This is a genomic window from Enterobacter cloacae complex sp. XAL002 (assembly GCF_049236805.1).
Taxonomy (GTDB): Bacteria; Pseudomonadota; Gammaproteobacteria; order Enterobacterales; family Enterobacteriaceae; genus Enterobacter; species Enterobacter intestinihominis.
The window spans coordinates 117,753-138,807 of the sequence record NZ_JBMKJN010000003.1 but is presented as its reverse complement, the minus strand read 5'-3'; the positions used below and the strand labels follow the sequence as shown (position 1 = coordinate 138,807).

Annotated in this window: 22 protein-coding genes; 6 read left to right on the top strand and 16 right to left on the bottom strand. The window is 53.9% G+C overall.

Features of this window, described 5'->3' with window-relative positions:
* Position 1 precedes the first annotated feature (1 nt).
* Positions 2–526 carry a lipocalin family protein gene (locus ACOT0L_RS03830; RefSeq protein WP_022646598.1) on the bottom strand — a complete coding sequence of 175 codons (525 nt, stop codon included), beginning with the start codon at positions 524–526 and terminating at the stop codon, positions 2–4.
* Between the two features lie 117 nt (positions 527–643).
* Here ACOT0L_RS03830 and ACOT0L_RS03825 point away from each other — a divergent pair, with 117 nt between their 5' ends.
* From ACOT0L_RS03825 to ACOT0L_RS03810, 4 genes are all read left to right on the top strand, one after another.
* On the top strand, positions 644–1,369 hold the full coding sequence (locus ACOT0L_RS03825) for a MerR family transcriptional regulator (RefSeq protein ID WP_022646597.1): 726 nt from the start codon (positions 644–646) through the stop codon (positions 1,367–1,369).
* Between the two features lie 99 nt (positions 1,370–1,468).
* Positions 1,469–1,879: a hydroxyisourate hydrolase gene (gene uraH, locus ACOT0L_RS03820; RefSeq protein ID WP_017383647.1), complete on the top strand. Its 411-nt coding sequence runs from the start codon at positions 1,469–1,471 to the stop codon at positions 1,877–1,879.
* A gap of 102 nt (positions 1,880–1,981) precedes the next feature.
* Positions 1,982–2,941, top strand: a complete 960-nt coding sequence (locus ACOT0L_RS03815) for a YbgA family protein (RefSeq protein WP_022646596.1) — start codon at positions 1,982–1,984, stop codon at positions 2,939–2,941.
* A 145-nt stretch (positions 2,942–3,086) separates the two neighbouring features.
* Entirely contained in the window at positions 3,087–4,175 is a 1,089-nt protein-coding gene (locus ACOT0L_RS03810) for an AAA family ATPase (RefSeq protein ID WP_046621824.1), read from the top strand.
* A gap of 479 nt (positions 4,176–4,654) precedes the next feature.
* Here ACOT0L_RS03810 and ACOT0L_RS03805 read toward each other — a convergent pair whose 3' ends face one another.
* The 15 genes from ACOT0L_RS03805 to ACOT0L_RS03735 form a co-directional block, all read right to left on the bottom strand.
* The gene (locus ACOT0L_RS03805) at positions 4,655–4,984 is read right to left on the bottom strand and encodes a hypothetical protein (protein ID WP_126502766.1); all 330 of its coding nucleotides are present in this window, start codon (positions 4,982–4,984) and stop codon (positions 4,655–4,657) included.
* A gap of 123 nt (positions 4,985–5,107) precedes the next feature.
* Positions 5,108–6,094, bottom strand: a complete 987-nt coding sequence (locus ACOT0L_RS03800; protein ID WP_063200593.1) for a GlxA family transcriptional regulator — start codon at positions 6,092–6,094, stop codon at positions 5,108–5,110.
* 25 nt (positions 6,095–6,119) lie between these two features.
* Positions 6,120–6,899, bottom strand: a complete 780-nt coding sequence (locus tag ACOT0L_RS03795; protein ID WP_032626633.1) for an MBL fold metallo-hydrolase — start codon at positions 6,897–6,899, stop codon at positions 6,120–6,122.
* Between the two features lie 89 nt (positions 6,900–6,988).
* Entirely contained in the window at positions 6,989–8,239 is a 1,251-nt protein-coding gene (locus ACOT0L_RS03790; RefSeq protein WP_023298992.1) for an HlyD family secretion protein, read from the bottom strand.
* 6 nt (positions 8,240–8,245) lie between these two features.
* Positions 8,246–8,995, bottom strand: a complete 750-nt coding sequence (locus tag ACOT0L_RS03785) for a hypothetical protein (RefSeq protein ID WP_126502765.1) — start codon at positions 8,993–8,995, stop codon at positions 8,246–8,248.
* Entirely contained in the window at positions 8,992–11,088 is a 2,097-nt protein-coding gene (locus ACOT0L_RS03780) for a peptidase domain-containing ABC transporter (RefSeq protein WP_126502764.1), read from the bottom strand. The genes ACOT0L_RS03785 and ACOT0L_RS03780 overlap by 4 nt, the downstream gene beginning before the upstream one ends.
* A gap of 67 nt (positions 11,089–11,155) precedes the next feature.
* A complete protein-coding gene (locus tag ACOT0L_RS03775) occupies positions 11,156–11,341 on the bottom strand; it encodes a hypothetical protein (RefSeq protein ID WP_001196016.1) in 186 nt (61 codons plus the stop codon).
* Positions 11,342–11,364: 23 nt separating this feature from the next.
* The gene (locus tag ACOT0L_RS03770) at positions 11,365–11,559 is read right to left on the bottom strand and encodes a hypothetical protein (RefSeq protein ID WP_022646586.1); all 195 of its coding nucleotides are present in this window, start codon (positions 11,557–11,559) and stop codon (positions 11,365–11,367) included.
* A gap of 73 nt (positions 11,560–11,632) precedes the next feature.
* Positions 11,633–12,286: a hypothetical protein gene (locus tag ACOT0L_RS03765; protein ID WP_006812468.1), complete on the bottom strand. Its 654-nt coding sequence runs from the start codon at positions 12,284–12,286 to the stop codon at positions 11,633–11,635.
* Positions 12,287–12,292: 6 nt separating this feature from the next.
* Entirely contained in the window at positions 12,293–13,891 is a 1,599-nt protein-coding gene (locus ACOT0L_RS03760; protein WP_023305163.1) for a hypothetical protein, read from the bottom strand.
* A complete protein-coding gene (locus ACOT0L_RS03755; RefSeq protein WP_032622041.1) occupies positions 13,869–16,463 on the bottom strand; it encodes a CS1-pili formation C-terminal domain-containing protein in 2,595 nt (864 codons plus the stop codon). Before ACOT0L_RS03755 ends, ACOT0L_RS03760 begins: the two co-directional genes overlap by 23 nt.
* Positions 16,464–16,469: 6 nt before the next feature.
* Positions 16,470–17,147 carry a fimbria/pilus periplasmic chaperone gene (locus tag ACOT0L_RS03750; RefSeq protein ID WP_022646582.1) on the bottom strand — a complete coding sequence of 226 codons (678 nt, stop codon included), beginning with the start codon at positions 17,145–17,147 and terminating at the stop codon, positions 16,470–16,472.
* Positions 17,148–17,192: 45 nt separating this feature from the next.
* Entirely contained in the window at positions 17,193–17,816 is a 624-nt protein-coding gene (locus ACOT0L_RS03745; RefSeq protein WP_003860995.1) for a common pilus major fimbrillin subunit EcpA, read from the bottom strand.
* Positions 17,817–18,043: 227 nt separating this feature from the next.
* On the bottom strand, positions 18,044–18,514 hold the full coding sequence (locus ACOT0L_RS03740) for a hypothetical protein (RefSeq protein WP_022646581.1): 471 nt from the start codon (positions 18,512–18,514) through the stop codon (positions 18,044–18,046).
* An 18-nt stretch (positions 18,515–18,532) separates the two neighbouring features.
* On the bottom strand, positions 18,533–19,345 hold the full coding sequence (locus ACOT0L_RS03735) for a winged helix-turn-helix domain-containing protein (protein WP_126502763.1): 813 nt from the start codon (positions 19,343–19,345) through the stop codon (positions 18,533–18,535).
* A gap of 374 nt (positions 19,346–19,719) precedes the next feature.
* On the opposite strand from ACOT0L_RS03735, the gene ACOT0L_RS03730 reads away from it, so the two are divergent.
* Both ACOT0L_RS03730 and ACOT0L_RS03725 read left to right on the top strand, forming a co-directional pair.
* A complete protein-coding gene (locus tag ACOT0L_RS03730) occupies positions 19,720–20,304 on the top strand; it encodes a fimbrial protein (RefSeq protein ID WP_022646579.1) in 585 nt (194 codons plus the stop codon).
* Positions 20,305–20,356: 52 nt separating this feature from the next.
* Entirely contained in the window at positions 20,357–21,049 is a 693-nt protein-coding gene (locus ACOT0L_RS03725; protein WP_001223973.1) for a fimbrial biogenesis chaperone, read from the top strand.
* Positions 21,050–21,055 lie beyond the last annotated feature (6 nt).

Here is a 21,055-nt window from a genome sequence, read left to right as displayed (position 1 = left end):
GTCAGTGTTTAACCCACACCAGCTGATCGACCCGGAATCCCAGATCGCGTGCGGTATTCAGGTAGTCCTGTTTTACCGCCTCCGGAATGGTCGGGGTGCGCGATAAAATCCACAGGTAGTCGCGGTTCGGGCCGCTGACCAGCGCGTACTGGTACTTATCGTCCAGCTTGATCACGTTATAGCCGCCGTAGAACGGGCCGAAGAACGATACCTTCAGCGCAGCCGTAGTCGGTTCGCCGGTAAAGTACGCCTTTCCTTCGCTCTCATTCCACTTGTTCTTCACCGGATCATAGCCACGATTCAGTACGCTGATACCGCCATCGCTGCGCTTGCCGTACGTCGCGGTCACCTGTTCCAGACCGCGCTCGAAGCGATTTTCCAGTCGGGCGACTTCATACCATTTGCCAAGATAGCGGCTGGCATCAAAGCCGGTAATGGGCTGCACGCCTTTCGGCGGCGTGGGAGATTTACAGGCAACCAGCGTCAGCGCAATGGCGACACCGGTAACGACAGGCCATAGCCTCATGAGAACTCCTTTCATTTACGCGGTTGGACGTTAAGTGTAGCGCACCCGTGCGGCGCTTCATCCCGTCGGGGAATATTCGTAGTATATTGAGACTACTCCTTCTCTTCGGATGCAGACATGGCTTACTCCATCGGCGAATTCGCCAGACTCAGCGGCATCACCGCCACCACGCTTCGGGCGTGGCAGCGACGCTATGGATTACTCAAACCCGAGCGTACGGACGGCGGTCACCGCCTGTACAGCGATGAGGACGTTCAGCAGGCGCTGAAAATCCTCGACTGGGTTAAAAAAGGCGTACCCATCGGCCAGGTAAAATCACTGCTGGAACGCCCTGTGCCGCGCCGCGCCAATAACTGGCAAACCCTGCAACAGGCCATGCTGCAAAAGTTGCAGGAGGGGAAAATTGAATCCCTGCGTCAGATGATTTACGACGCCGGACGCGAATACCCAAGGCCAGAGCTGGTCACTAACGTGCTGCGTCCGTTGCGCAGCCAGATATCGGCCAACGTCGCCGCCGCCATGACGCTGCGTGAAATCCTCGACGGCATCCTCATCGCCTATACCTCGTTTTGCCTTGAGGGCGATAAAAAAGCGCCGGGCGATAACATCCTCATCAGCGGCTGGCATCTGAACGACCCGTGTGAGATCTGGCTTGAAGCCCTGACGCGCACCGGCCAGGGCCACCGCATCGACATACTGCCGGTTCCCCCTGCCGCGCTGGCCCCGGAAATTTTCCCGGATCGCAAATGGCTGCTGGTTACCAGCGGTAAACTTACCGCCGCGCGGAAAAAGCAGGTTGCGCAGTGGCAGCAGCAGGTTTCCCTTGAGGTAATTATCCTCTGATTATTTTCTGCTGTGGCAAACTTCACGAAAAGTTGAATATTTTTTCGCGCAGCGAGTGCTAACGTTTTCCTGTCACCGACAACTCAACAGGAAAACACGATGAAAAAGACACTCCCTCTGATGATGCTGGCTACAATGGCTTTCGCCCCTGCCGCGTTCAGCGCCCCGGCAGGTACCCTGAGCGTCCACGTTCTGGACCAGCAAACCGGTATGCCGCCAGCGGATGTGGCCGTCACGCTGGAAAAGCAGGAGCAGGACAAGTGGACCCCGATTGCCAGCGGTAAAACTGACCACGACGGGCGCATCAAATCGCTCTATCCGCAGGATCAGGATATGGCGCCAGGCGTGTATAAAGTGACCTTCAAAACCGCAGATTACTTCCACGGCAAAAAGCTGGACTCCTTCTTCCCGGAAGTGCCGGTGCTGTTCACCGTCACCCGCACCAATGAAAAACTGCACATCCCGCTTCTGCTCAGCCAGTACGGTTACTCAACCTACAAGGGCAGCTGATTGCCCTTGATTTTAAAGACGATTAAAAAATAATCCCGTCAATACTTGGACAAATACGCATTGTTGTGTAACTTTTAGATATGAGATCAGGAGGTGCACATCATGACAACAAAACCTGTGCTGGGTATTAGCGGATGTTTGACCGGTTCCGCCGTTCGCTTTGACGGCGGACATAAGCGTATGGGCTTTGTGATGGATGAGCTGGCGCAGTGGGTCGCTTTCCGCCCGGTATGCCCTGAAATGGCTATCGGCCTGCCCACGCCTCGTCCGGCGCTGCGCCTGGTGATGACCACTGGCGGCGAGACAGAAATGCGGTTCAGCAAAGCGCCGCACGATGACGTCACGCAGAAGATGGCCGCATTTACGGCAGATTATCTGCCGAAAATCGGCGATCTGTCAGGGTTTATCGTCTGTGCAAAATCCCCTAGCTGCGGCATGGAGCGCGTGCGGCTGTACGACGAAAACGGCAACCGGGGCCGCAAGGAGGGTGTCGGGCTGTTCACCGCCGCCCTCCTTGAAACTTTCCCCTGGCTGCCCGTCGAAGAAGACGGTCGCCTGCACGATCCGGTACTGCGGGAAAACTTTGTTGAGCGCGTTTTTGCTCTCCATGAACTGAACGTAATGCGTAAAAATGGCCTGACGCGCCGTGCCCTGCTGGACTTTCACAGCCGCTATAAGCTTCAGCTTCTGGCGCACCATCAGGCAGGCTACCGTGAAATTGGTCCGTTTGTGGCATCACTGCATGAGTGGGACGATCTGGACGCGTTTTTCGTGGCCTATCGCGACAAACTGATGAATATCCTGAAAAAACCCGCTTCGCGGAAGAATCATACTAACGTGCTGATGCACATTCAGGGCTATTTCCGTAACCAGCTGAACAGCCGCCAGCGCGGAGAACTGCGTGATGTGATCCTGCATTACCGGGACGGACTGCTGCCGATCCTCGCGCCGCTGACGTTGCTTAAGCATTATCTGGCTGAATACCCTGACCGCTATCTGATGACGCAAAACTACTTTGATCCCTATCCTGATGATTTGGGTCTGCGTCTGGCCGTTACCTGATAAGAAAGAAGCGAAGGCCCATTGACCCACAGAGGCCCAAAGCTGTACCCCGTTTAGACGACACCCTCACTGTCGTCTTTTTTTTGCGCTCAGCGTAAAATACTGTAATTCTGTACAGGTTAAGCATGCACAGCGGAGTACCCCGATGATCAAAAATCTGCATATTCAGAACTACCGCTCAATTCGCGATATGTCGCTTGAGCTGGAACAGCTCAACATCGTGTTCGGCCCCAACGGCACCGGAAAATCCAATATTTATAAAGCGATTTACCTGATGCACAGCGCGGCGCAGGGGCAATTCTCCCAGGCGCTGGCAAACGAGGGGGGGATTTTGAAAGTGTTCTGGGCGGGCAAAACCCGCAGCGACCAGCTGCGGCGCATGAACCTGGCGGTGGAAACGGAAACCTATGAATATGAGCTTCAGGTCGGGTTCGTGGAAAAGCTGCCCTATCCCTCACAGTTTCAGCTCGATCCGGTGATCAAAGAGGAATCTATCTGGCTGAGCGGCCAGCACCGTCGTCCGTCGTCACAGCTGATGAAGCGTAAGAATCAGGCGGTTTTCCTGAACAACGTGCATCACGAAAAAGTGACCCACAGCGGTACGCTGTATGAGAACGAGTCGGTGTTCGGGCAGCTCGGCGAACCGCACCTCTATCCCGAAGTGTCGCAGATGCGCGAGTCCCTGCGTAACTGGCGATTTTATCATGAGTTTTCCGTCTCATCCGGCTCGGCGATCCGTGCGCCGCAGGTGGGTTTTCGTTCCCCGGTGCTGGCCAGCGACGGCGCGAACCTGGCCGCCGCGTTTCAGACCATTGTCGAAATTGGCGACGAGCTGCTGCTGATGCGCATTCTCGACCAGGCCTTCCCCGGCTGCGTGTTTTACAGCGACAACACCGGCGGGCGCTTCCGCATGATGATGCAGCGCGAGGGGCTAAGCAGACCGCTGGAACCGGCAGAGTTCTCCGACGGCACGCTGCGTTTTCTGTGCCTGGCGGTGGCGCTGTTAAGCCCGCGCCCTCCCGCATTCATCGCCCTCAACGAACCGGAAAACAGCCTGCATCCGCAGATGCTGCCCGCTCTGGCAAGCCTCATTGCCGAGGCCAGCCGCTACTCGCAGATCTGGCTCACCAGCCACTCGCCGGAGCTGGCGCAGTTGATTGAGAAGCACCGATCGTTTTCGCTGTATCAGCTGTCGATGGTGGAGGGGGAGACGCGGATGGAGCGGCTGGGGTAATGCATTTCTTTTATGCAGTCACCACTTTCAAGGTCGCCATCAACGACGAAGATGATTTCCGTCGGTATATACCTTCGGCGAATTCTGCGCTCGCGACAGATTATCAATACTGCGAATATTGTCGGAGGGCAACATCTCAGCGACGGACTCGCACGGATTAAATTTATGGATGATATTCGGCAGTTTGTGATGCAACAATTTAGCGCTACCCGGGCGGCCAGAAGTGATGAGGAGTGCATGGAGTGCCTGAAAAACATCCGGGCTGAGAACGAAAGTCTTCTTGAGCAAAGCAGAATGCTTCGCTCCCGTACTGTTCAGCTTTTTGCTCAGATTAACTAGTTAAAGAAAATAACAAAGTCGTCGGTTACGTTATCTCCCGCTGGATTTCTACCGCAAAGTCGACGGAATGAATCGCGCAGCGCTCACTATGAAAATTGTCGGCTGGGGTGTCTCTGCAAAAGTCTCGTTTGATTTAATTTCTAATGCGTCTGGCCAGAACGAATGTATTTCTTTCTGAAGCGCCAGGCTTTGTAAGCAATGATTGGGGGTTGAAAAAACCAGGCAATAATCAATACGATGAAAAGAGAAATGCCTCCGGAAAAAATATTGTAATGTTCAGCGAAAAAAAGAAGCGCCAGGAAAATCAGAGCCACAGCCGCAGTAATACACAGTACCATGATGAAACGCTTGCCCAACTCAAGCACCACCTCGAGCAGGGATGAACCATAACGGCTAACGTTTCGGTTCAGATACGCTAATTCTTTTACGGTGAAACCTGATTCAAGTAACTGCGTTTCAATATTGTTCATGCCACTACCTTTTCTTCTGGAAAGTAACGTGGATTATCTTAACCGGAAGAGAAGTGCTAGTAACCCGTCTGATGCATACCCATTACCGCCCGCTTTAAAGGCAAAGAAGCCGCCCACGTCTTTTTATTCCATCTCGCCAGCATTATTTTTCGCTGCAAACGGCTTAACGCGAAACGTCTTACGCCACTCCGCCGGACTGACGCCAAAGCGCGCCTTAAACTGCTGCCGATACGTCACCGCTGATAAAAACCCCACCTGCTCAGCGACGCTTTCGATTGGCAGACTGCCGGACTCCAGCAGGATCTGGCTGCGCCGCAGGCGCTCGGCGGTAAGCCAGTCGGCAACGCTCATGCCCGTCGCCTTGATAAAATGGCGGGTCAGCGTGCGTCGGCTCATCGACACCACGTCCGCCAGCGAATCCAGGTTATGCGGCTCGGAAATGTGCTGCTGAAGGTAGTCTATGAGACAGTTAATCCGCCCGTCGCGGGTATCTTTCGGCACAGGCTGCGCAATAAACTGCGCCTGCCCACCCTCGCGGTGCGGCGGGACGATCATCCGGCGGGCAATCTGATTGGCGACAACGCTGCCAAAGCGCTGGCGGATGATGTACAAACAGCAGTCGAGCGCGGCGGCGGTACCCGCCGAGGTAATCATATTACCGTCATCCACGTAGAGCGCGTTGATGTCCAGTCGAACGTCCGGAAACAGCGTCTGAAACTGGTGTTCAAACTCCCAATGGGTGGCGGCCCGTTTGCCGCTGAGTATGCCGGCATAGCCCAGCACAAACGATCCCAGACACAGCCCAACAATTTCCGCCCCGTTGTCTCTGGCCTGAACCAGGCTGTCGAGCAGCGTCTGAGGCGGGCGCTCCAGTACGTGCTGCCAGTAGGGTACAACCACAATTTCAGCCGATGCGATCGCGGAAAAATCCTGCGTCGCATGCAGGGCAAAACCGTCTTTCGAGGTCAGGAATCCCGGTTTTTCAGCGCAGATCGTGACGTTAAAGCGCTTTTCCCCGGATACCGTATCGCCAAACAGAATGCAGGGGACGGAGTAGTGGAACGGGCTAAACCCGTCCACCGCGACAATAGCAACGTTAACAAGCGGCATCTGTCTCTCCTTTCCCCTTTAACACTCAGAATATAACGGTTTCGCCGTCCTGAGGAATGCTCACCGCGTCACTTATCTCGTTGGCGTCAACATACTCGCGCAGCGCGCGGCGGGTCAGCAGGCAGTGGTTGATAGCTTCCATATGGGTCGCCACGATTTTCGCCTGCGGCAGCAGGAAATGCACGTTAAGCAGATCTTCTTCCCCCATGATAATTGGCCCAAACCCGATGACGTGGGCGTAACCAGCGTTGAGCACGACAACGTCCGGTTGATGCTTTTGTAGATCGGCCGCAACCGCGTCGCGCCAGATGGTATCCCCTGCGATATAAAGCGTCTTCTCATCGGGATGACGGAAGACCACGCCGCAGGCTTCACCCAGACGCTCTGCCAGCTCCGGCACGGCATAAGCGCGGTCAGTGCCGTGCTGGCCGCCATAAGTTTTCGCAATCCGGATATCGCCGAACGTCGTTTCGTCGGTCATGACCGTCAGGTTGTGAAAGCCCTGTCCGCGCAGCAGCGCGGCATCGCTATCATTTTGCACGTAGATCGGCTTGTGTTTGGCGATCAGCTCAACGGCATACTGATCCCAGTGATCGTCATGGGTATGGGTGACGATCACCGCATCGGTGTCCAGCAGCGTTTGAACGTCAACGGGAAGCTCGACCATCGGGTTGCGAATATCGGCCCGCGCGGTGCCGGGAAAACCCGGATAAGCACCTTTTGGCGCCAGCATTGGGTCGATTAAAAAGCGTTTTCCTGCGTAAGTGATCAGCTGGGTGGCATTGCGAATTTGCGTAATGTTCATGGGCTATCCTCCGGTTGGTATGAGAAGGAGAATAGCCCCAGGGTGCCGTTAAGAATGTGGGCTAAAGGGCGATGATCGATGAAATCGGGTCAATCGATAAACCGCTTGCGTACCCTTTCCAGCGGCGCAATCAGCAGATTGATAAGCGGTTTACGATCGATAACGATATCGGCGTTCACCGTCATCCCGCCCATCAGCATGCGCTTTTTCTTGTCCGGGTCGGTAAACCAGGAGGGGACGCGCACTTTAGCCAGGTAGTAGTTCTGCCCTTCCTGGAGCGGGATCAGCGCCGAATGGGCATCAATGTTTACCTCATAGAAATCGGACAGCGTCGCCTCCACGGAACCGTATTTGTCCACGGGCCAGGAGTCGAAGCGCAGCTTGACCTTATCGCCTTTCGCCACGCGCCCCACCCCCGTTGCCGGAACATACAGGTACCCCTCCATCGTCGCCGCGGTATTTTTACGGATCACCACCACCACCTCGCTGTTTTGCGTAATGGCCCGGCCTGGCGGGAAGTTAATCGCCACCACGTAGCCATCTGAAGGGGCCAGCATCGCCATGGTGGAACTCCCCCGGCTGGACAGGTTGCGATCAATTTCGCTGATGCGGTTTTTCACGTACAGCTGCTCTTCGCTCAGCGAGTCAATTTGCGACTGGGTGCTGTCGGTCAGGCTGGTTTTGCGCGCCTCAAGCTCAAGAATAGTGCTCTCCTCCAGCGTCAGGTTGAGCTGGGCGTTGAGCACATCGTTATGGCTTTTATCGAGATCCACTTTGGAGACATAGCCCTTCCCGGAGACGGATTTCCACGCCTCGTAGGTGTCGGTGCTGTTTTTTAACAGCGCGCGCAGCTTCTTCACCTTATCGCGGGAAACGGCGATCTGCTTGTCAGTGAGAGCCAGCTGCTGCGCCAGATTTTTGCGATACGACGCAATCGAGTCCTCAATGGCCTGGATGCGCTGCTCGCTGCGCTTTTTCTCCGCTTCCATCTGCTGGCGGTCAAACTGCACCACCGAGCCCTGCTTGCCGCCATAGTCCTGCGACACGGTGAACAGCGGATCGTTTTCCTTCACGTACTGGCCGGGCCGGACGGCAAAATCAACAAGGGTTCCGGACTCTCTGGCGCGCACCTCCACATCGCCCTGCGCCGGGATCAGCACCCCGCGTGCCAGCGTGGTTTCCGAAAAGTTGAAAGCAATCGCAAAGACCAGCAGGCAGAGAAAAAAGGCGATGAACAGCGTCAGCACGGTTTTCAGCCGCGGCGCGTTGATTTGATAGCTTTTTGAGAAGTGGTGCGGGATTAGCGCCCGACGCTGTCGGCTTCGGTTTTTTAATTTCACGATATGTCATCCATGATAAATCACTGAAAGATCGTCCCATCCACTCCAGAGCGTGGGGGTTTTGCGCAGCGCGTTCAGCGTGTCGGCGGCGGCCAGACGGTAATCCTCTGGCGCATACGCCTGGTTCTCCAGCCCAAACTCTGCCGCGTGCAGCGAACAGACCGGCAGCAGCGTTCGGACGCTGTAGCCATAACGGGATAAAAACCGCGTGGAGACGTCCGTTAACCACGCCTTGCGATCGCCTGCCTGAATTGGGAACAGTGGCGCATCCGGCAGGCGTTCATCCATCAGCAGCACCGTCACCAGGCGCTGAGGGGCGAAAAACGAGCCGGCGCGCCGTCCGTCGTGTGCGGCCATCAGCTTGTGCAGCGCAGGGTGACAGGTAATAAACTGAAAGCGCACATCATCTGGCGCGGTGGCGAGCAGCGCATCCACGATCAGGCCAAAGCCCGCCCAGCGCATGCCCAGAAGCAGGGTGCGAGGCGAACTGTAAAACCCCTGATCCTGCGTCCACTGCGCCACGTACGCATGCAGATCGAAGCGAACGTTGCGCGCCCACAGCGCGGGCGGGAAGATCTGCTCCACGAAGTTAAACCCGCTCAGCTCATGGGCGTTCTGATGCAGAAAATCAGCCGGCACATCGGCCTCCGGGCAGGGCATAAACTGGCTGTAGTTTTGCGCAATCCGGTTTGCCATTAAGGTGCGTCCGGCCTGGCGCGCGCAGAGTCGGGCATAGAGACGCGGCAGAAACATCATTGCTCACTCTCCCGCAGGGTGCCGTTTTCCATGGTATAGAGACGCCCCTGACAGCCCACCACGTCCGGCGAGTGGGTAACAAATACCAGGCCAATCCCCAGGCTACGCAGGTTCGCCAGCACCTTTTGCGCGGTGGTCTTATCCAGGTTCGCCGTCACTTCGTCGCAGAGCAGTAGCTTAGGCTGGCTGTACAGGGCGCGCGCCAGGACCAGACGCTGCATCTCCCCGGCCGAGAAAAAGGTGTTCCCCGGCAGCATCTCCGTTTCGTAACCGTGCGGCAGACGGGCGACGACGTGGTCCACTTCCGCCAGCCGACACGCGGCGATGACCTGCTCTTTATCCGGTGCGCTGTCAAAGCAGGCGATGTTGTCCAGAATCGAGCCGGTGAAGAGAATATCGTCTGCATGGACAATGCGGATGTGCTGGCGTAGCGAGGAAAGATCGCACTCTTCAATGGGGATCTTATTGATCCGCAGCGTGCCAGACGATGACAGCAGCATGCCGGAGATCAGACGCAGCAGCGTGGTTTTTCCCGACCCGCTCTGGCCCACAATCACCGCCTCTTCGCCCTGCTTCAGGGTCATGTTGATATGCTGTAGCGTGGCCTCCCGGCCCGGATAGGCAAATGAGACATCCTCAAATTGCAGACAGACCGGCGAGGTGACAATCCGCTTCCCAAACTGGCTGGTTTCAGAGGGGGCAAACAGCAGGTCGCCCACGCGATCCAGCGGCCCCTTAAGGGCATTTTTGTCCAGCAGCTTCTGCGCCACCTGCACCATGGCATCGGAAAAATAGCGCTTGTAGCTGATATAGGCGTACAGCATCCCGATACTCATCTGCCCTTCCAGGATCAGCCACGCGCCAAAGCAGACCACCAGCAGCTGCTCGGCATTGATCACCAGCAGTGAAGCCACGTCAAAGCGGGCCAACAGCCGCTCTTTACGCATCAGCCCGGCGATGTGTTCGCGCTGGGATTTGTTCATCACCGCGTCCCGGGCCTGCTCCATGTTGTTCGCCTTGAGCGTAATGATCCCTTTCTGCGTCTCCACCAGCAGGGATTCATACTGGGCGGTACGCTCGATGGAGTCATCCACCGCGCGTTGATAGGGGCCGATCAGCGAAAAGCGGATCAGGAAAAACACACCCATCAGCAGCATCGTCAGCAGTGCAATTTTGACGTTATACAGCAGCATAAACAGCAGGCTGGTGACGGCGATCAGGCTGGAAAAGAGAATTTGCACGTAACCATTGCTGATGAACTCCGCGCAGGCGTGGAGCGATTTTTCAATAGCCAGCACGATGCCCGGCGGGCGCGAGCGGAACCAGCTGGTCTGGGTGCGCAGCATGTAGTGGCGCACGGACTGGCTTAAATCGTCATAGGCAATATTACGCATCAGGATCTCAAGCAGCTGCTTGAGGAATTTACCGATGACTTCAAAGATAAAGACGATAGCGAAGATCGCGGTGAGCAGGATCACCAGATCGCTGTCGCTGCGGGAAATGGCCTCATCCATAATCAGCTGCACGTAGGTGGGGCTCGCCAGCATGGTGATGAGAGTAAAAATACAGAGCACAAACAGCAGCAGCTGCCGCTGGAACAGGCTCGGAGATTTATTGGCTAACCGGCCAAGCGTGAGCTTTTCATCCGGGGATTTCTTTTCGAAACACGGCGTGGGCTTAAGTTCAAGCACATAGCCGGAAAACAGTTTTTCCGCCTCTTTCAGGCGGTAACGACGCACGCCGCTGGCCGGGTCGTGAACGGTCACGCTGCGGCTGTCGATCTTCACGATGACCACGAAATGGTTGCCGCGCCAGAAGGCGATGAGCGGCAGCTCAGACGTTTCTATTTCAGTGATTTCGCCTTTAAGCACCCGGCCAGACATATTTTTATCGCTGGCAAGGGTCAACAATTCCGCCATTGAGGTTCCCGCATCGGCGGAAACGGAAATCTCCCGGCGCAGCTGGCTGACGGAGACATGGTGGTCATAGTGCCCCAACACCATCGCCAGGCAGGCCAGTCCACATTCGGTAAATTCATGCTGGCGAATAACAGGGGTCTTACCCTGTTTTTTATACTGAAAGAGCGAAAACATAATGATCCGTGGCTGAAATAAAAAAATGGCCCGGCAATGCGGGCCATGCGTACAACGTGCTTCTCGCTTAGGCGCTGAAGAAACCGCCGATGAAGCCGCCCACCAGGCCGAATACGCCGCCGATGGTGCCGCCCAGCGCGCCTAACATCTGGCTGCCCGCGTTATAGCCCGCGCTTGCGCCCTGAATAGCGGCAGCAAACGGATCCCAACCACCGATGATGGCCTGTGCTTTTTTGAAATCGATAACTTGCATGATACTTTTCCTGTAAACGTGAATTAGTTGTAGCTTCCAACCAGCGCGCCCAGGAAGCCCATTGCGCCACCCAGAACTCCGCCAACCACACCGCCAACCATGCCCATGATGCTGGCGCCAGTGTCGTAACCCAGCTGTGCACCTTTAACCAGACCAGCGAACGGGTTTAACGCGCCGCCAATAATGTCTTTCGCTTCTACGAATGAAATCGCTTTCATTTTTATCTCCTGTAGTGATGGATCTTTAGCATGATGCTAAAGGCTAATTTCCTTTTATGAAGGAAAGCGGTTGCTACGGGCAGGTGGTCAGCGGAATGATTTTATTGCCATAAATAATCATTCGCCTTGCAGCCTGCCCGGCATTATCTATTTCCAGCCGTTGCCCCGGAGGAATATATTTTGAATTATTGTATTGCGTGCTGCACCCGACCGAGGAAACATATTTAAAATAGGTATTCCCGGTATTACTCACCACCCCGTTGCTAAACGCATAATCAAAATGTCGTGTCCATGGACGGACAATCAAAATAGCCTCAAGCGAGACCACCACATCCGACTGGATGCGCTGGCCTTTGCGCGTGATGACCTTTGCCTGGAGCGGCGTCTCGGTGAATTTTACGCGATAGTATCGCTCTTTGTTGTCATGCGGGCCGGTATAGTAAAATTTAAAACCCGCGCGCTCACCGCTCCCCAGCGTTAATTGCTTAGGCGAATACATGACTTCGCCGTCTTTTATTTCGGTTTCTTTTCCCTTCTCTTTAGGAACGTCTACCTGAATAAGCGAAACGGTATAATTCTGACGTTCACTGGTATCATTTTTTATCGGCTGAAAAACAACTTCTCTTTCGGGAAGAAAATCAATATTCAGACTTTCGATAATTAAAGCATTTGCCCCTGTGGAAATGAAGCAATTTATTGCAAAAATAGCCAGGAATTTTCCAGTCATGGTTGATTAATTCCAGGATGCGCTAACATCTATTCTTCCCTGCGCGGTCACTTCGCCAAACCAGCTATTTCCGTCATAGGTGGTCTTCGATACCGGATTATCCATAACGAACTGGAGGATCAGCGGTGTTTTCCAGAGCCACATATCGGTCACGCCGGAACTCATTTTGTCCCACTCTTCCGCATGGGTGGCCGGCGCCGGGATCGACAATACCTCGCCTTTACAGTTATGCGCCATGCGCGTCTGGCTTTTCCCCACCAGCACGTTGCCCGGAATGGGAACCGTAAAGCCGTTGCCGCTGAAGGCGCAGTAGTCCACCCCATTCAGGCTTTGAGTAGGCCCGGTGACTTTTACCGTGACCGCAATCGCCGCATCTTTTTGCGCCCCGCTGTAGGTGATGGTGTAGGGGATCTCAATGGGCGTTTCGCCGATGGCGCCTTTCCCGGAGCCGCCCAGACCGTCAGGATCGAGGGCGTAATCCGGGTTGTCGGGCGTAATCTCCAGCCCCGGCTGAATAGGGTTAATCACCAGGCCGCCCCCCGGCTGGAAGCAGAAATCCGCCGCCAGCGAGCTGTTGCCGGGCGTCAGGCACAGGCTGACGATATTGCCAATGCTGCTGCCGTCCCCCGCCTGCGCCACGCTCAGAATTAACGCTTTCGGCAAAAATATTTTAAGGTACGCTTTGCCGCCGTTTTTCTGCGGCGCCGCGAGGAAGGTGTTTGCCAGGACACGCGTATCACTCAGGATACCGCCGGAGATACTGTACCAGGTGTTTTCATCGAAGGTCAGCTCGGCGGCAAGCCCGGTGCCGCCGTTCATGTGCGATTGCAGCACGCTGTTGACGCGGGAAGAGGTGAGCGCCAGCCCCCCGTTGTAACCGGAGATATCTTCCCCAACAAACGTGTATTCAAGCAGGTCGCACAGCACGCCAGAGACCGTGTTGCGGGTGTATTTGGTGCAGGTGGCCCCTGTTGATCCATCGACAATCGTCACCTCGCCGCTGATCGGGTCAATCCCCAGGTTGAGCGCCCTGGCGTTGGTCATGGTCAGCGTGCCCACCTTGTGAAGCGTATTGGTGGTGGTCACTTTGTTGATGGAGCTGATTTGCGGCGTGGAGGTGATGGTCACTTCATCCCCTGGCGCGGCGTTGAGCAGATAGTTAAAGAACGGATCGCCCAGGACCCAGCGCCCGTATGACGTGCCGGGCTCCATCACCGGCGGCTTGACCACCATCGACGTATCGGTATAGCGGGTCGTCGGGGTGTACCCCGTGTTGCCGCAGGACGAGGAACACGCCGTCCCTTTAAAGAACGGAGAGGCGCTGGAACCGGTCACCGAAAAGTCGATGGTCAGCGCGCTGCCTGCCGGACCGCTGTAGCTGTTGTCCGGGATGTAAGTGGCGATACCGTTATTCGTTTTCGCGCTCAGCGTCGGCCACTCACGCGAACCGTGTAAAAACGCGGTCGAGGTGCTGTTCAGACTAAACAGCCCCGCGCTGTTTCCCGTACCGTTATTGTCCGGATTATTAATGGCGAAATAGGGCAGCTCCTGCGCATGGGCCACCGCGCTCATCAGCAGCAAATTAAGAGCGAATATCTTTTTCATCGTCACGTTCCTGCGTTCCTTTTGCTTCCTGCCAGACGAAATCGCCTTTGTCGCAGGAGATGTCCCCGAGCCACAGCGCACCGCGGTTAGACTCAATGTCCAGGCGCACTTCGCAGACGCTGTCGTCCGGCGTGGCGATACTCAGGACAGGGTTGTTCTTATCAACGTCGATCACGAAGCGTCCGTCGTTCTCCGTCCGGGTCAGCCCAACGTGGTTTTTGATCTGCGTGGCGCCAATCGGATTGCCGTTTGCATCCACAAGGCGGCCAAACAGGGTGACGATTTTCTTCACCTGCGGCTTCATCACCACGGTATTGCCCGGATAAACCGTGATATGGCGACGCGCATTCGCGCCAATCTCATAGCTTTCCGTACCGGTTTCACTGTTCATCACTTCCAGGTCATAAGCCTGGTATGCCGGCAGCGACAGCCAGGTTTTATCCCCTTTGATGCGTTCTGCCCGGCCGTTAAGCTTCAGGGTCAGCGCTTCATCAGATTTGAGACCGGTACTGACAATCACCCCTGCGCTTTCGGTGCCTTTCCCGGCGGCGATGGCCTCTTTGGACCAGCCCACGCTGCCGTCACTGGTCAGCGTGGAGTTCCAGCCTTTACTCATGCCGCTCTGGACGCTGAGGATGTTGCTGTTCCACGGCGTGTCGAAGTTCACGCTGCCGCCGCCGCTTACGCTGCGATCCTGGCGGCTGTTAAAGGCTTTGGAGACATTGGCGGTGGCCGATTTCAGGTAATCGCCTTCAAACTGGCGGCTGGCGCTGACGTTCAGCGCCGTGCCGGTATCGCGATTGTGGGAAACGCCAACCGACACGGTATTGCCGAGCGGTATGGCGAAATCGAGCATCACGTAGCGATCTTTCTCTTCGTAATACCCGTCGTATTTGTTGCGCGACATCCCCACCCGCAGGCGCGCCGTACCGTAGCGACCGGCGTATAACCCCTGGGAGTAGTCCAGCTGATAGCGTTTATAGCGATAGAGGTCGTCCTCCTGACGCATCAGGCTCAGGTTGCCCGCTGAGGGCAGGCCGAACGACGGCAGGCTAAAGGAGGCGCCCCAGGTGTTGCCCTTGCTCTCATAGATATCGAGGAACTTGCCGCTGGAGAGCTGTTCATGGGAGTACCAGACCGAACCGATCTGCCACGGCAGGCTGAGATTCGCGCCGTAGTTGGCGCGGTACGTTCCGTCGGAGGCGGCCATGGTCTGGGTATTCACCGAGAAATAGCCCGTCAGGTTCAGGGAGGCCCACAGCTCGCTGACGATGTGTTCCCGCATCATATAGGTGGAGGCGTTCCAGTCGACCATCCCGCTGCGCTTGCTGAACGAGGCCCCCACCAGCGACATGGTGTCTTTATGTTTGGTGTCGTAATCGTAGTAGTAGGTGTTGTCCTGCTCGTTTTTGTGTTTCGCGTATTTTTTATAATTGACGACGGATTTATCGCGGCTATACATCCCGCCCCACATCTGCCAGCGCAGCGTTTCCGACACGTTGCTGGAGAACGGCTTATTCACGGTGTACATGCTACGCGACACGGTGCGGCTTCCGCTCACCACCTCAACTTCGATGCTGTAGATCCCGTAGGGCAGGCTGCTGGTGTCAATTTCATGGTTACCGACGTCAAAGCGCTGAATGCCGATAAGCTGCCCGTCACGACGAATACGGGCCTCGCCCGCCGTGGGGAAATAGACCACCACAGGCGTCAGAGAGAGCGTGTTATCGCGCTTACGGGAGTTGGCCTGGTTGCCCATGGAAACGCCGTAGACTTCACCGCCGGAAATCCCGCTGACGCTCGCCAGAGACTGCATCGCCCAGCCGTTCAGCATGCCCGCGGCGTAGCGCATCCCCTGATAGTCGCGCTCCCACATAACCGCATTCATCTGGGTATCGCTGCTGCTCTCGTTGACGTAGCCAGAGCCGTCGATCAGCACATGATCAACGCCCATTGAGATCCAGTTTCTTGCGTTCAGATAGCCCGACGACCAGCTGTCACCGTAGCCGCTCTCGGTGTGATACGCCCCGAGGTTGTAGGAGAACGTGCCGCTCAGGTCGTCAGACTCCGGCGCATCAATGTCCACCTCACGCGGGCGAATATTCACCCCGTAGTCGCTCTGCGACAGATTCAGCAACAGGCGCATTTTTTTCTGATCCAGCTCGAACGCGGACCCCGTACTTACCGGAATGCGCATCTGGTCATCAAACTGCTTGTCGTTAATGCTCTGCAATAACGTTCTCATCTCTTTTGACAGACGAATGCCGTTATCAGACTCCTGGACCTGAACGTCCCTCAGCCCCAGCTTCAGATCTTTTGCAAAGAGCGTCACGTCACCGATACGAACATATTCGCTCGCCGTGCCTTCGTGGTTCCCTTGTTGTGCTGAGTGTGGACGCGTATTCACCAGATAGACGGGAATTTTGATCCCCTGCTCCAGCAGTGCATAAAGCGAGTCGGGAAAACGGTAATTAGCGATAACCACGGAGCTTGAGGCTGCATGCGCAAGCGCGGGCAGCGTGCCGGATGCGCAAGCCATCATCACCGGCAACACTAATTTATTTTTCACCATGCATCCTTACTTAACAGGTATGAACTGTTTCAGGTCCCATATTCCGAGATGAAAATGGTTATCCGTCACGTTGATATCCTCGATAGCGCGCGAGGTATCCGGCATCAGGTAGAAGTTTTTGGTACACGGCGTAGTCGGTGATTCCGGATTCGGCTTCAGGCAGGTTCCGGTCGCATTGACGCGAAAAGCGGTGTTCCCTTTATTGGTTATTTTTCCCGCCACATAGACGAAGTCGATCTTCTTATCACGGGGCTGAACCACCAGAATGGTGCTCACCACCGCGCGCGTCATCCCGGTACCGTTTTTTGGTGAACCGCTGTCCACCTCTTCGCTCACCCCTTCATCCGTGAAGGTAATGCGGTAGTAACGCTCTTTGTTATCGGCGTTCCCGTGATAGTAAAATTTGACAATATTGCTGGTACCGGCGGGCATTACCATGCGCGTGGGCGTCAGCAACAGCTCGTCCACTTTCTCCGGATTAATGACGATCCCTTCATCCATTGGGCTACTGATCCGCTGTGCGCGAACAGAAACAATACGCACGCTGTCTGCTTCGTTTTTTATTTCCTTGGCGGTGGAGTCAGCATCCGCAGGAATAATGGTGGTGACTTTTCCCACATTAATGGCCAGCGCGGAGGAAGAGATAAATAATAAAAATAAGAAGGCGGATTTGAGGTTAAACATGCTATTTCCCTAAACAGGGGCTTGCGCCCCTGGATCGATCAGGCCTTAGCCCCAGGTTGCGCGGAACGCAACAGATACGGTCCCTTCCCACAGGCTGTTGGTCAGGTCTTTGAACTCTTTCGCAGTACCCGCGTTGTCCTGAGCGGAGTCAACGTAGAAGACGAATTTGTCCTGGCCGGTAATTTCGGTATCTGCCGCCGCGCCTGCGCTGGTGGTCAGGTTCCACAGGCCAGAAGAGACGCCGGTGTTAGAAGAAGAATCAACCAGCGTGGTCCATGCGGTTGATTTCGCCCCCACGGTGCCACCAATAGAGCCCAGGTCGTTACCGCCCCAACGCGCACCCACTTTCAGCTTGGTCGCTTCACCGCCCACGCTGAACAGCGTGTTGTTTGAATCGTCGAGGATAGCTTCGAGTTTGAAGCTGGTCGCCGTAGAGTGATCGCCACGGATAGCCACATCAAACAGACCGGTATCGGTGTTGAAAGATTTGGTATTGGCGCTGTAAACGAAGTTCAAAGCACGCGTTGGCGTAACAACCAGGTCGGATTCGCTGTCTTTGGTCGCGGTTGCCTGCCAGGTGGCAGAAGCCGTCGTTTCTGCTGCATTAACTGCGCTCAGGGCAGAAACAGACAGCAGGGAGCCCAGAACGATAGCGTTCAGTTTGTTCATTTATTTAGTCCTTCAAAAAAGAATCCACGTGTATAAAAAGGGGAGCCCCTTTTTCGAGGCGGAGTATAGACAGCCGCAAAATAACGAGGCAATACAGAAAAATTCACTCGCCGGAGAATAACAATAAAAATATAAATAAATTTCTCGTATCTTATTGTTACGTATTGAGTAAATCACTCAATTTCCCGAGCAATAGATAAATATCGATTTTTCAATAAAGAGAAATATCAGGACGTCGGAACAGCCACACACATCATTACAGGCAAAACCAGCCCCTTAATTAACCAGGCGTGCGGTTTAACGCGGGTAATATAGAAGAAGTTGATATTATCAAGTAACATTTCGTTTACAACGCCATCCGGTGCCGCATCATCTTCAGATTTATTCAGCTTTTTATCCTTAATATAAAAGATATTGCTTCCGTCGACTTTTTCCACGCTGAGCGTGTAATTTCTGTCAATCAGGTAGCTTTTGCCCTCTTTCTTGAGTACGCCTTTATGAATAACCGTCACAACATCTTTGTTGTTAAACAGGAAAAGCGTGGTTAGCGACATATCGGTTAACTCACCCGTGGAATAGGTTTTCCAGGAAATGGTATCTGACTGGCAGCCAAACCCCTCATCCTGCGTTCTGGTAAAATAGATCCACAACAACGCGATGGCAGACAGCGCCAGTACGATACTGAACAGTACACTCATTTTAGTCCTTGACATATTTTAACTCCCGGTCAGGCTTCTGTAAGAAATGCAGTTCTTATAATCGTCGATACTTTCCTGCTGATAACAGATGGCCAGGAAATAATTTTCTATCTGCGACTTTTTAAACCTGGAATAGTAAGCATCTGCAACCTGGTGTTGACAGTCGATATGTTGACTGGCAATGACCTCTTTTACGTGATTAAAGTAGTGCTGTCGCGGCTGATACATATTCTTATCGATCAGGTACACCGTACACCGGTCCACTTTACCGAGCAGATGCATATCAGAATCTTTCAGGCTCTCGGCATAGGAATCCCTTTGGTGCAACAGTAAAACAGCGGTGCCGATAACGGTAATCAGTAATAACGTGCAAAGAGAAATAAAGAGTCTGTGCAGCGATATTAATTGTTTAGGCGGATCGGCATCTTTCTTATGCGCTAGCGTATCGAATGCTTCAGAGGCAGATTGCTCACTAAGCGTTGAAACGACCGGCGGCCTGACCGTGTGATGTTCAATATGCGCGGCAAGGCTAAATCCCTTGCCACGTATCGTTTTTATCAGTAAAGGATCGCATCCTAATGTACGAAATGCTTTTCTGATTTCACTTATGGCAACATTCAGACTCACCGAAGAACCAGAGAAACCATGATCCTCCCAGACCTTCTTTATCAGGTCGTCTCTGTCGAGAGTTTTACCATTATTGATGATAAGTTCATAAAGCAGACGACCCGCCTGGTTAGATAACTTAATGGATGACTCTTCCTCTCCATTAATCATGATCATACCGGTGTCGACTTCATAAAGCATTGTAAGATCAATGAGATACTTCATATTATTATTACGCCATTGTTAAAATTATGTGCATTTGCCAGGCAATAATAAGTCTAAAGTTTGTGTGGTCAAGTCGCGTGATATTAATTGAGAGATGAATTCATAAAGCTTCATTAATTAACAATTATTAAATCATTAATAAAAATATTCGAACTAACGCATTTAGGTTAAAACATTAAAAAAAACTAACTCGCAAGATTATAATCTTAAACTTTAGAAGTTGTTGGAATAATGTTTTGTTATGTACTTTTTTAGTGCAACATAATATCGTCAAAGCATTCTCCCGAGTCGCCATGCGTCTAGCCGGTACATCAGGGACATGTGTAGCCGATTAACATTCATTTTAAATAACACAAATCTTCATGGAGTTTATCATGTTCAAATCGATCATGACCGTATCACTGCTGGCCGCCGCTATTGCTTCTACCAGCGCAGTGGCCGCAGACAATTCAGCGGGTGGTATCATTAACTTTACCGGCGCTATTACCGATACAACCTGTACCATTAACGGCGGTAAAAGCGCGGACTTTACCGTTGCGCTTTCCCCTATTTCGGTAAAAGATGCAGGCACCACGGTTGGCCTGATCACTAAGAATAAAAAATCTATTGCGCTGACGTTCTCAGGTTGTTCACCAGCAGCCGGAACAACCGGTACCCCGCTGAAAGTGTATTTCTCCAGCGCGGATAATATTTCCACTGACGGTAAATACCTGCTGAATAACAGCGTGAACGAAAGCGATGCCAGTGTGGCACGTAATGTCGGTTTTGCGTTAGTGGAGCCAGGTTCGTCTACCCCAATTACCCTGAACCAGCCTTACACTACGGATATTATGGGTACAGCGACCGCGCCAGATTCCGAGACGCTGACGCTGGATGTTTATTACTATAAAACGAACGCCGCTGCCGCCACCGTGGGCGAGTTAAGCTCCAACGTAACGTATACCATTTCCTACCTGTAATAATGATTATACAGGCTCTGTTTTCGCAGAGCCTGTATTTAAGGTTGCAATCATGCGCAAGGCAATTTTGCTGGCAGGCTTACTGCTAAGCACCGGTCACTCATGGGCCAATATTGTCATTAATGGCACCCGTGTCCTTTATCCTGAAAATAACAAAGAGGTGATCGTCCAGTTAATGAATACGGGCGATGCGCCCGCTCTGGTGCAATCCTGGATAGATGACGGTGATATTAATTCCACGCCGGAAACAGCCAATGTGCCGTTTCTGCTGTCGCCGCCGGTGATAAAAGTTAACGAACATAATGGCCAACAGCTTCGTATTAAAAAGCTGCCGTCCAGCTTGCCTGCGGATCGCGAATCCGTCTTTTTCCTGAATGTCCTCGACATTCCGCCCAGACCTGAAAATCTGCAAAATCAGAATACCGTTCAGCTGGCGATTAAATCACGTATCAAACTTTTTTACCGGCCCGCTGCGCTGAAAGGCACGCTGGATGACGCGGTGGCGAAACTGACGCTCGCCGCCGAAGGCGATCGCTTTCGCATTACAAATAACAGTCCGTTCCATATTACGGTCGCCAATATTTCGCTGGGTAAAACGAAATTGCTCCAGGAGTCCCCGATGGTTTCCCCGTTTGGGCAGCTGACGGTCGCCGCAAAAAATACGGTTAAGCGCGGACAGACCTTCCAGCTGATGTATGTGGACGATCTTGGCGCGTATAAAACCCGGACTTTCACCAGTCAGTGATCGGAA

Bases quoted from the DNA above. Each gene is read 5' to 3' on its own strand.
- ACOT0L_RS03830 (WP_022646598.1), bottom strand. From the start codon at position 526: ATGAGGCTATGGCCTGTCGTTACCGGTGTCGCCATTGCGCTGACGCTG.
- ACOT0L_RS03825 (WP_022646597.1), top strand. From the start codon at position 644: ATGGCTTACTCCATCGGCGAATTCGCCAGACTCAGCGGCATCACCGCC.
- uraH (WP_017383647.1), top strand. From the start codon at position 1,469: ATGAAAAAGACACTCCCTCTGATGATGCTGGCTACAATGGCTTTCGCC.
- ACOT0L_RS03815 (WP_022646596.1), top strand. From the start codon at position 1,982: ATGACAACAAAACCTGTGCTGGGTATTAGCGGATGTTTGACCGGTTCC.
- ACOT0L_RS03810 (WP_046621824.1), top strand. From the start codon at position 3,087: ATGATCAAAAATCTGCATATTCAGAACTACCGCTCAATTCGCGATATG.
- ACOT0L_RS03805 (WP_126502766.1), bottom strand. From the start codon at position 4,984: ATGAACAATATTGAAACGCAGTTACTTGAATCAGGTTTCACCGTAAAA.
- ACOT0L_RS03800 (WP_063200593.1), bottom strand. From the start codon at position 6,094: ATGCCGCTTGTTAACGTTGCTATTGTCGCGGTGGACGGGTTTAGCCCG.
- ACOT0L_RS03795 (WP_032626633.1), bottom strand. From the start codon at position 6,899: ATGAACATTACGCAAATTCGCAATGCCACCCAGCTGATCACTTACGCA.
- ACOT0L_RS03785 (WP_126502765.1), bottom strand. From the start codon at position 8,995: ATGATGTTTCTGCCGCGTCTCTATGCCCGACTCTGCGCGCGCCAGGCC.
- ACOT0L_RS03780 (WP_126502764.1), bottom strand. From the start codon at position 11,088: ATGTTTTCGCTCTTTCAGTATAAAAAACAGGGTAAGACCCCTGTTATT.
- ACOT0L_RS03775 (WP_001196016.1), bottom strand. From the start codon at position 11,341: ATGCAAGTTATCGATTTCAAAAAAGCACAGGCCATCATCGGTGGTTGG.
- ACOT0L_RS03770 (WP_022646586.1), bottom strand. From the start codon at position 11,559: ATGAAAGCGATTTCATTCGTAGAAGCGAAAGACATTATTGGCGGCGCG.
- ACOT0L_RS03765 (WP_006812468.1), bottom strand. From the start codon at position 12,286: ATGACTGGAAAATTCCTGGCTATTTTTGCAATAAATTGCTTCATTTCC.
- ACOT0L_RS03760 (WP_023305163.1), bottom strand. From the start codon at position 13,891: ATGAAAAAGATATTCGCTCTTAATTTGCTGCTGATGAGCGCGGTGGCC.
- ACOT0L_RS03755 (WP_032622041.1), bottom strand. From the start codon at position 16,463: ATGGTGAAAAATAAATTAGTGTTGCCGGTGATGATGGCTTGCGCATCC.
- ACOT0L_RS03750 (WP_022646582.1), bottom strand. From the start codon at position 17,147: ATGTTTAACCTCAAATCCGCCTTCTTATTTTTATTATTTATCTCTTCC.
- ACOT0L_RS03745 (WP_003860995.1), bottom strand. From the start codon at position 17,816: ATGAACAAACTGAACGCTATCGTTCTGGGCTCCCTGCTGTCTGTTTCT.
- ACOT0L_RS03740 (WP_022646581.1), bottom strand. From the start codon at position 18,514: ATGAGTGTACTGTTCAGTATCGTACTGGCGCTGTCTGCCATCGCGTTG.
- ACOT0L_RS03735 (WP_126502763.1), bottom strand. From the start codon at position 19,345: ATGAAGTATCTCATTGATCTTACAATGCTTTATGAAGTCGACACCGGT.
- ACOT0L_RS03730 (WP_022646579.1), top strand. From the start codon at position 19,720: ATGTTCAAATCGATCATGACCGTATCACTGCTGGCCGCCGCTATTGCT.
- ACOT0L_RS03725 (WP_001223973.1), top strand. From the start codon at position 20,357: ATGCGCAAGGCAATTTTGCTGGCAGGCTTACTGCTAAGCACCGGTCAC.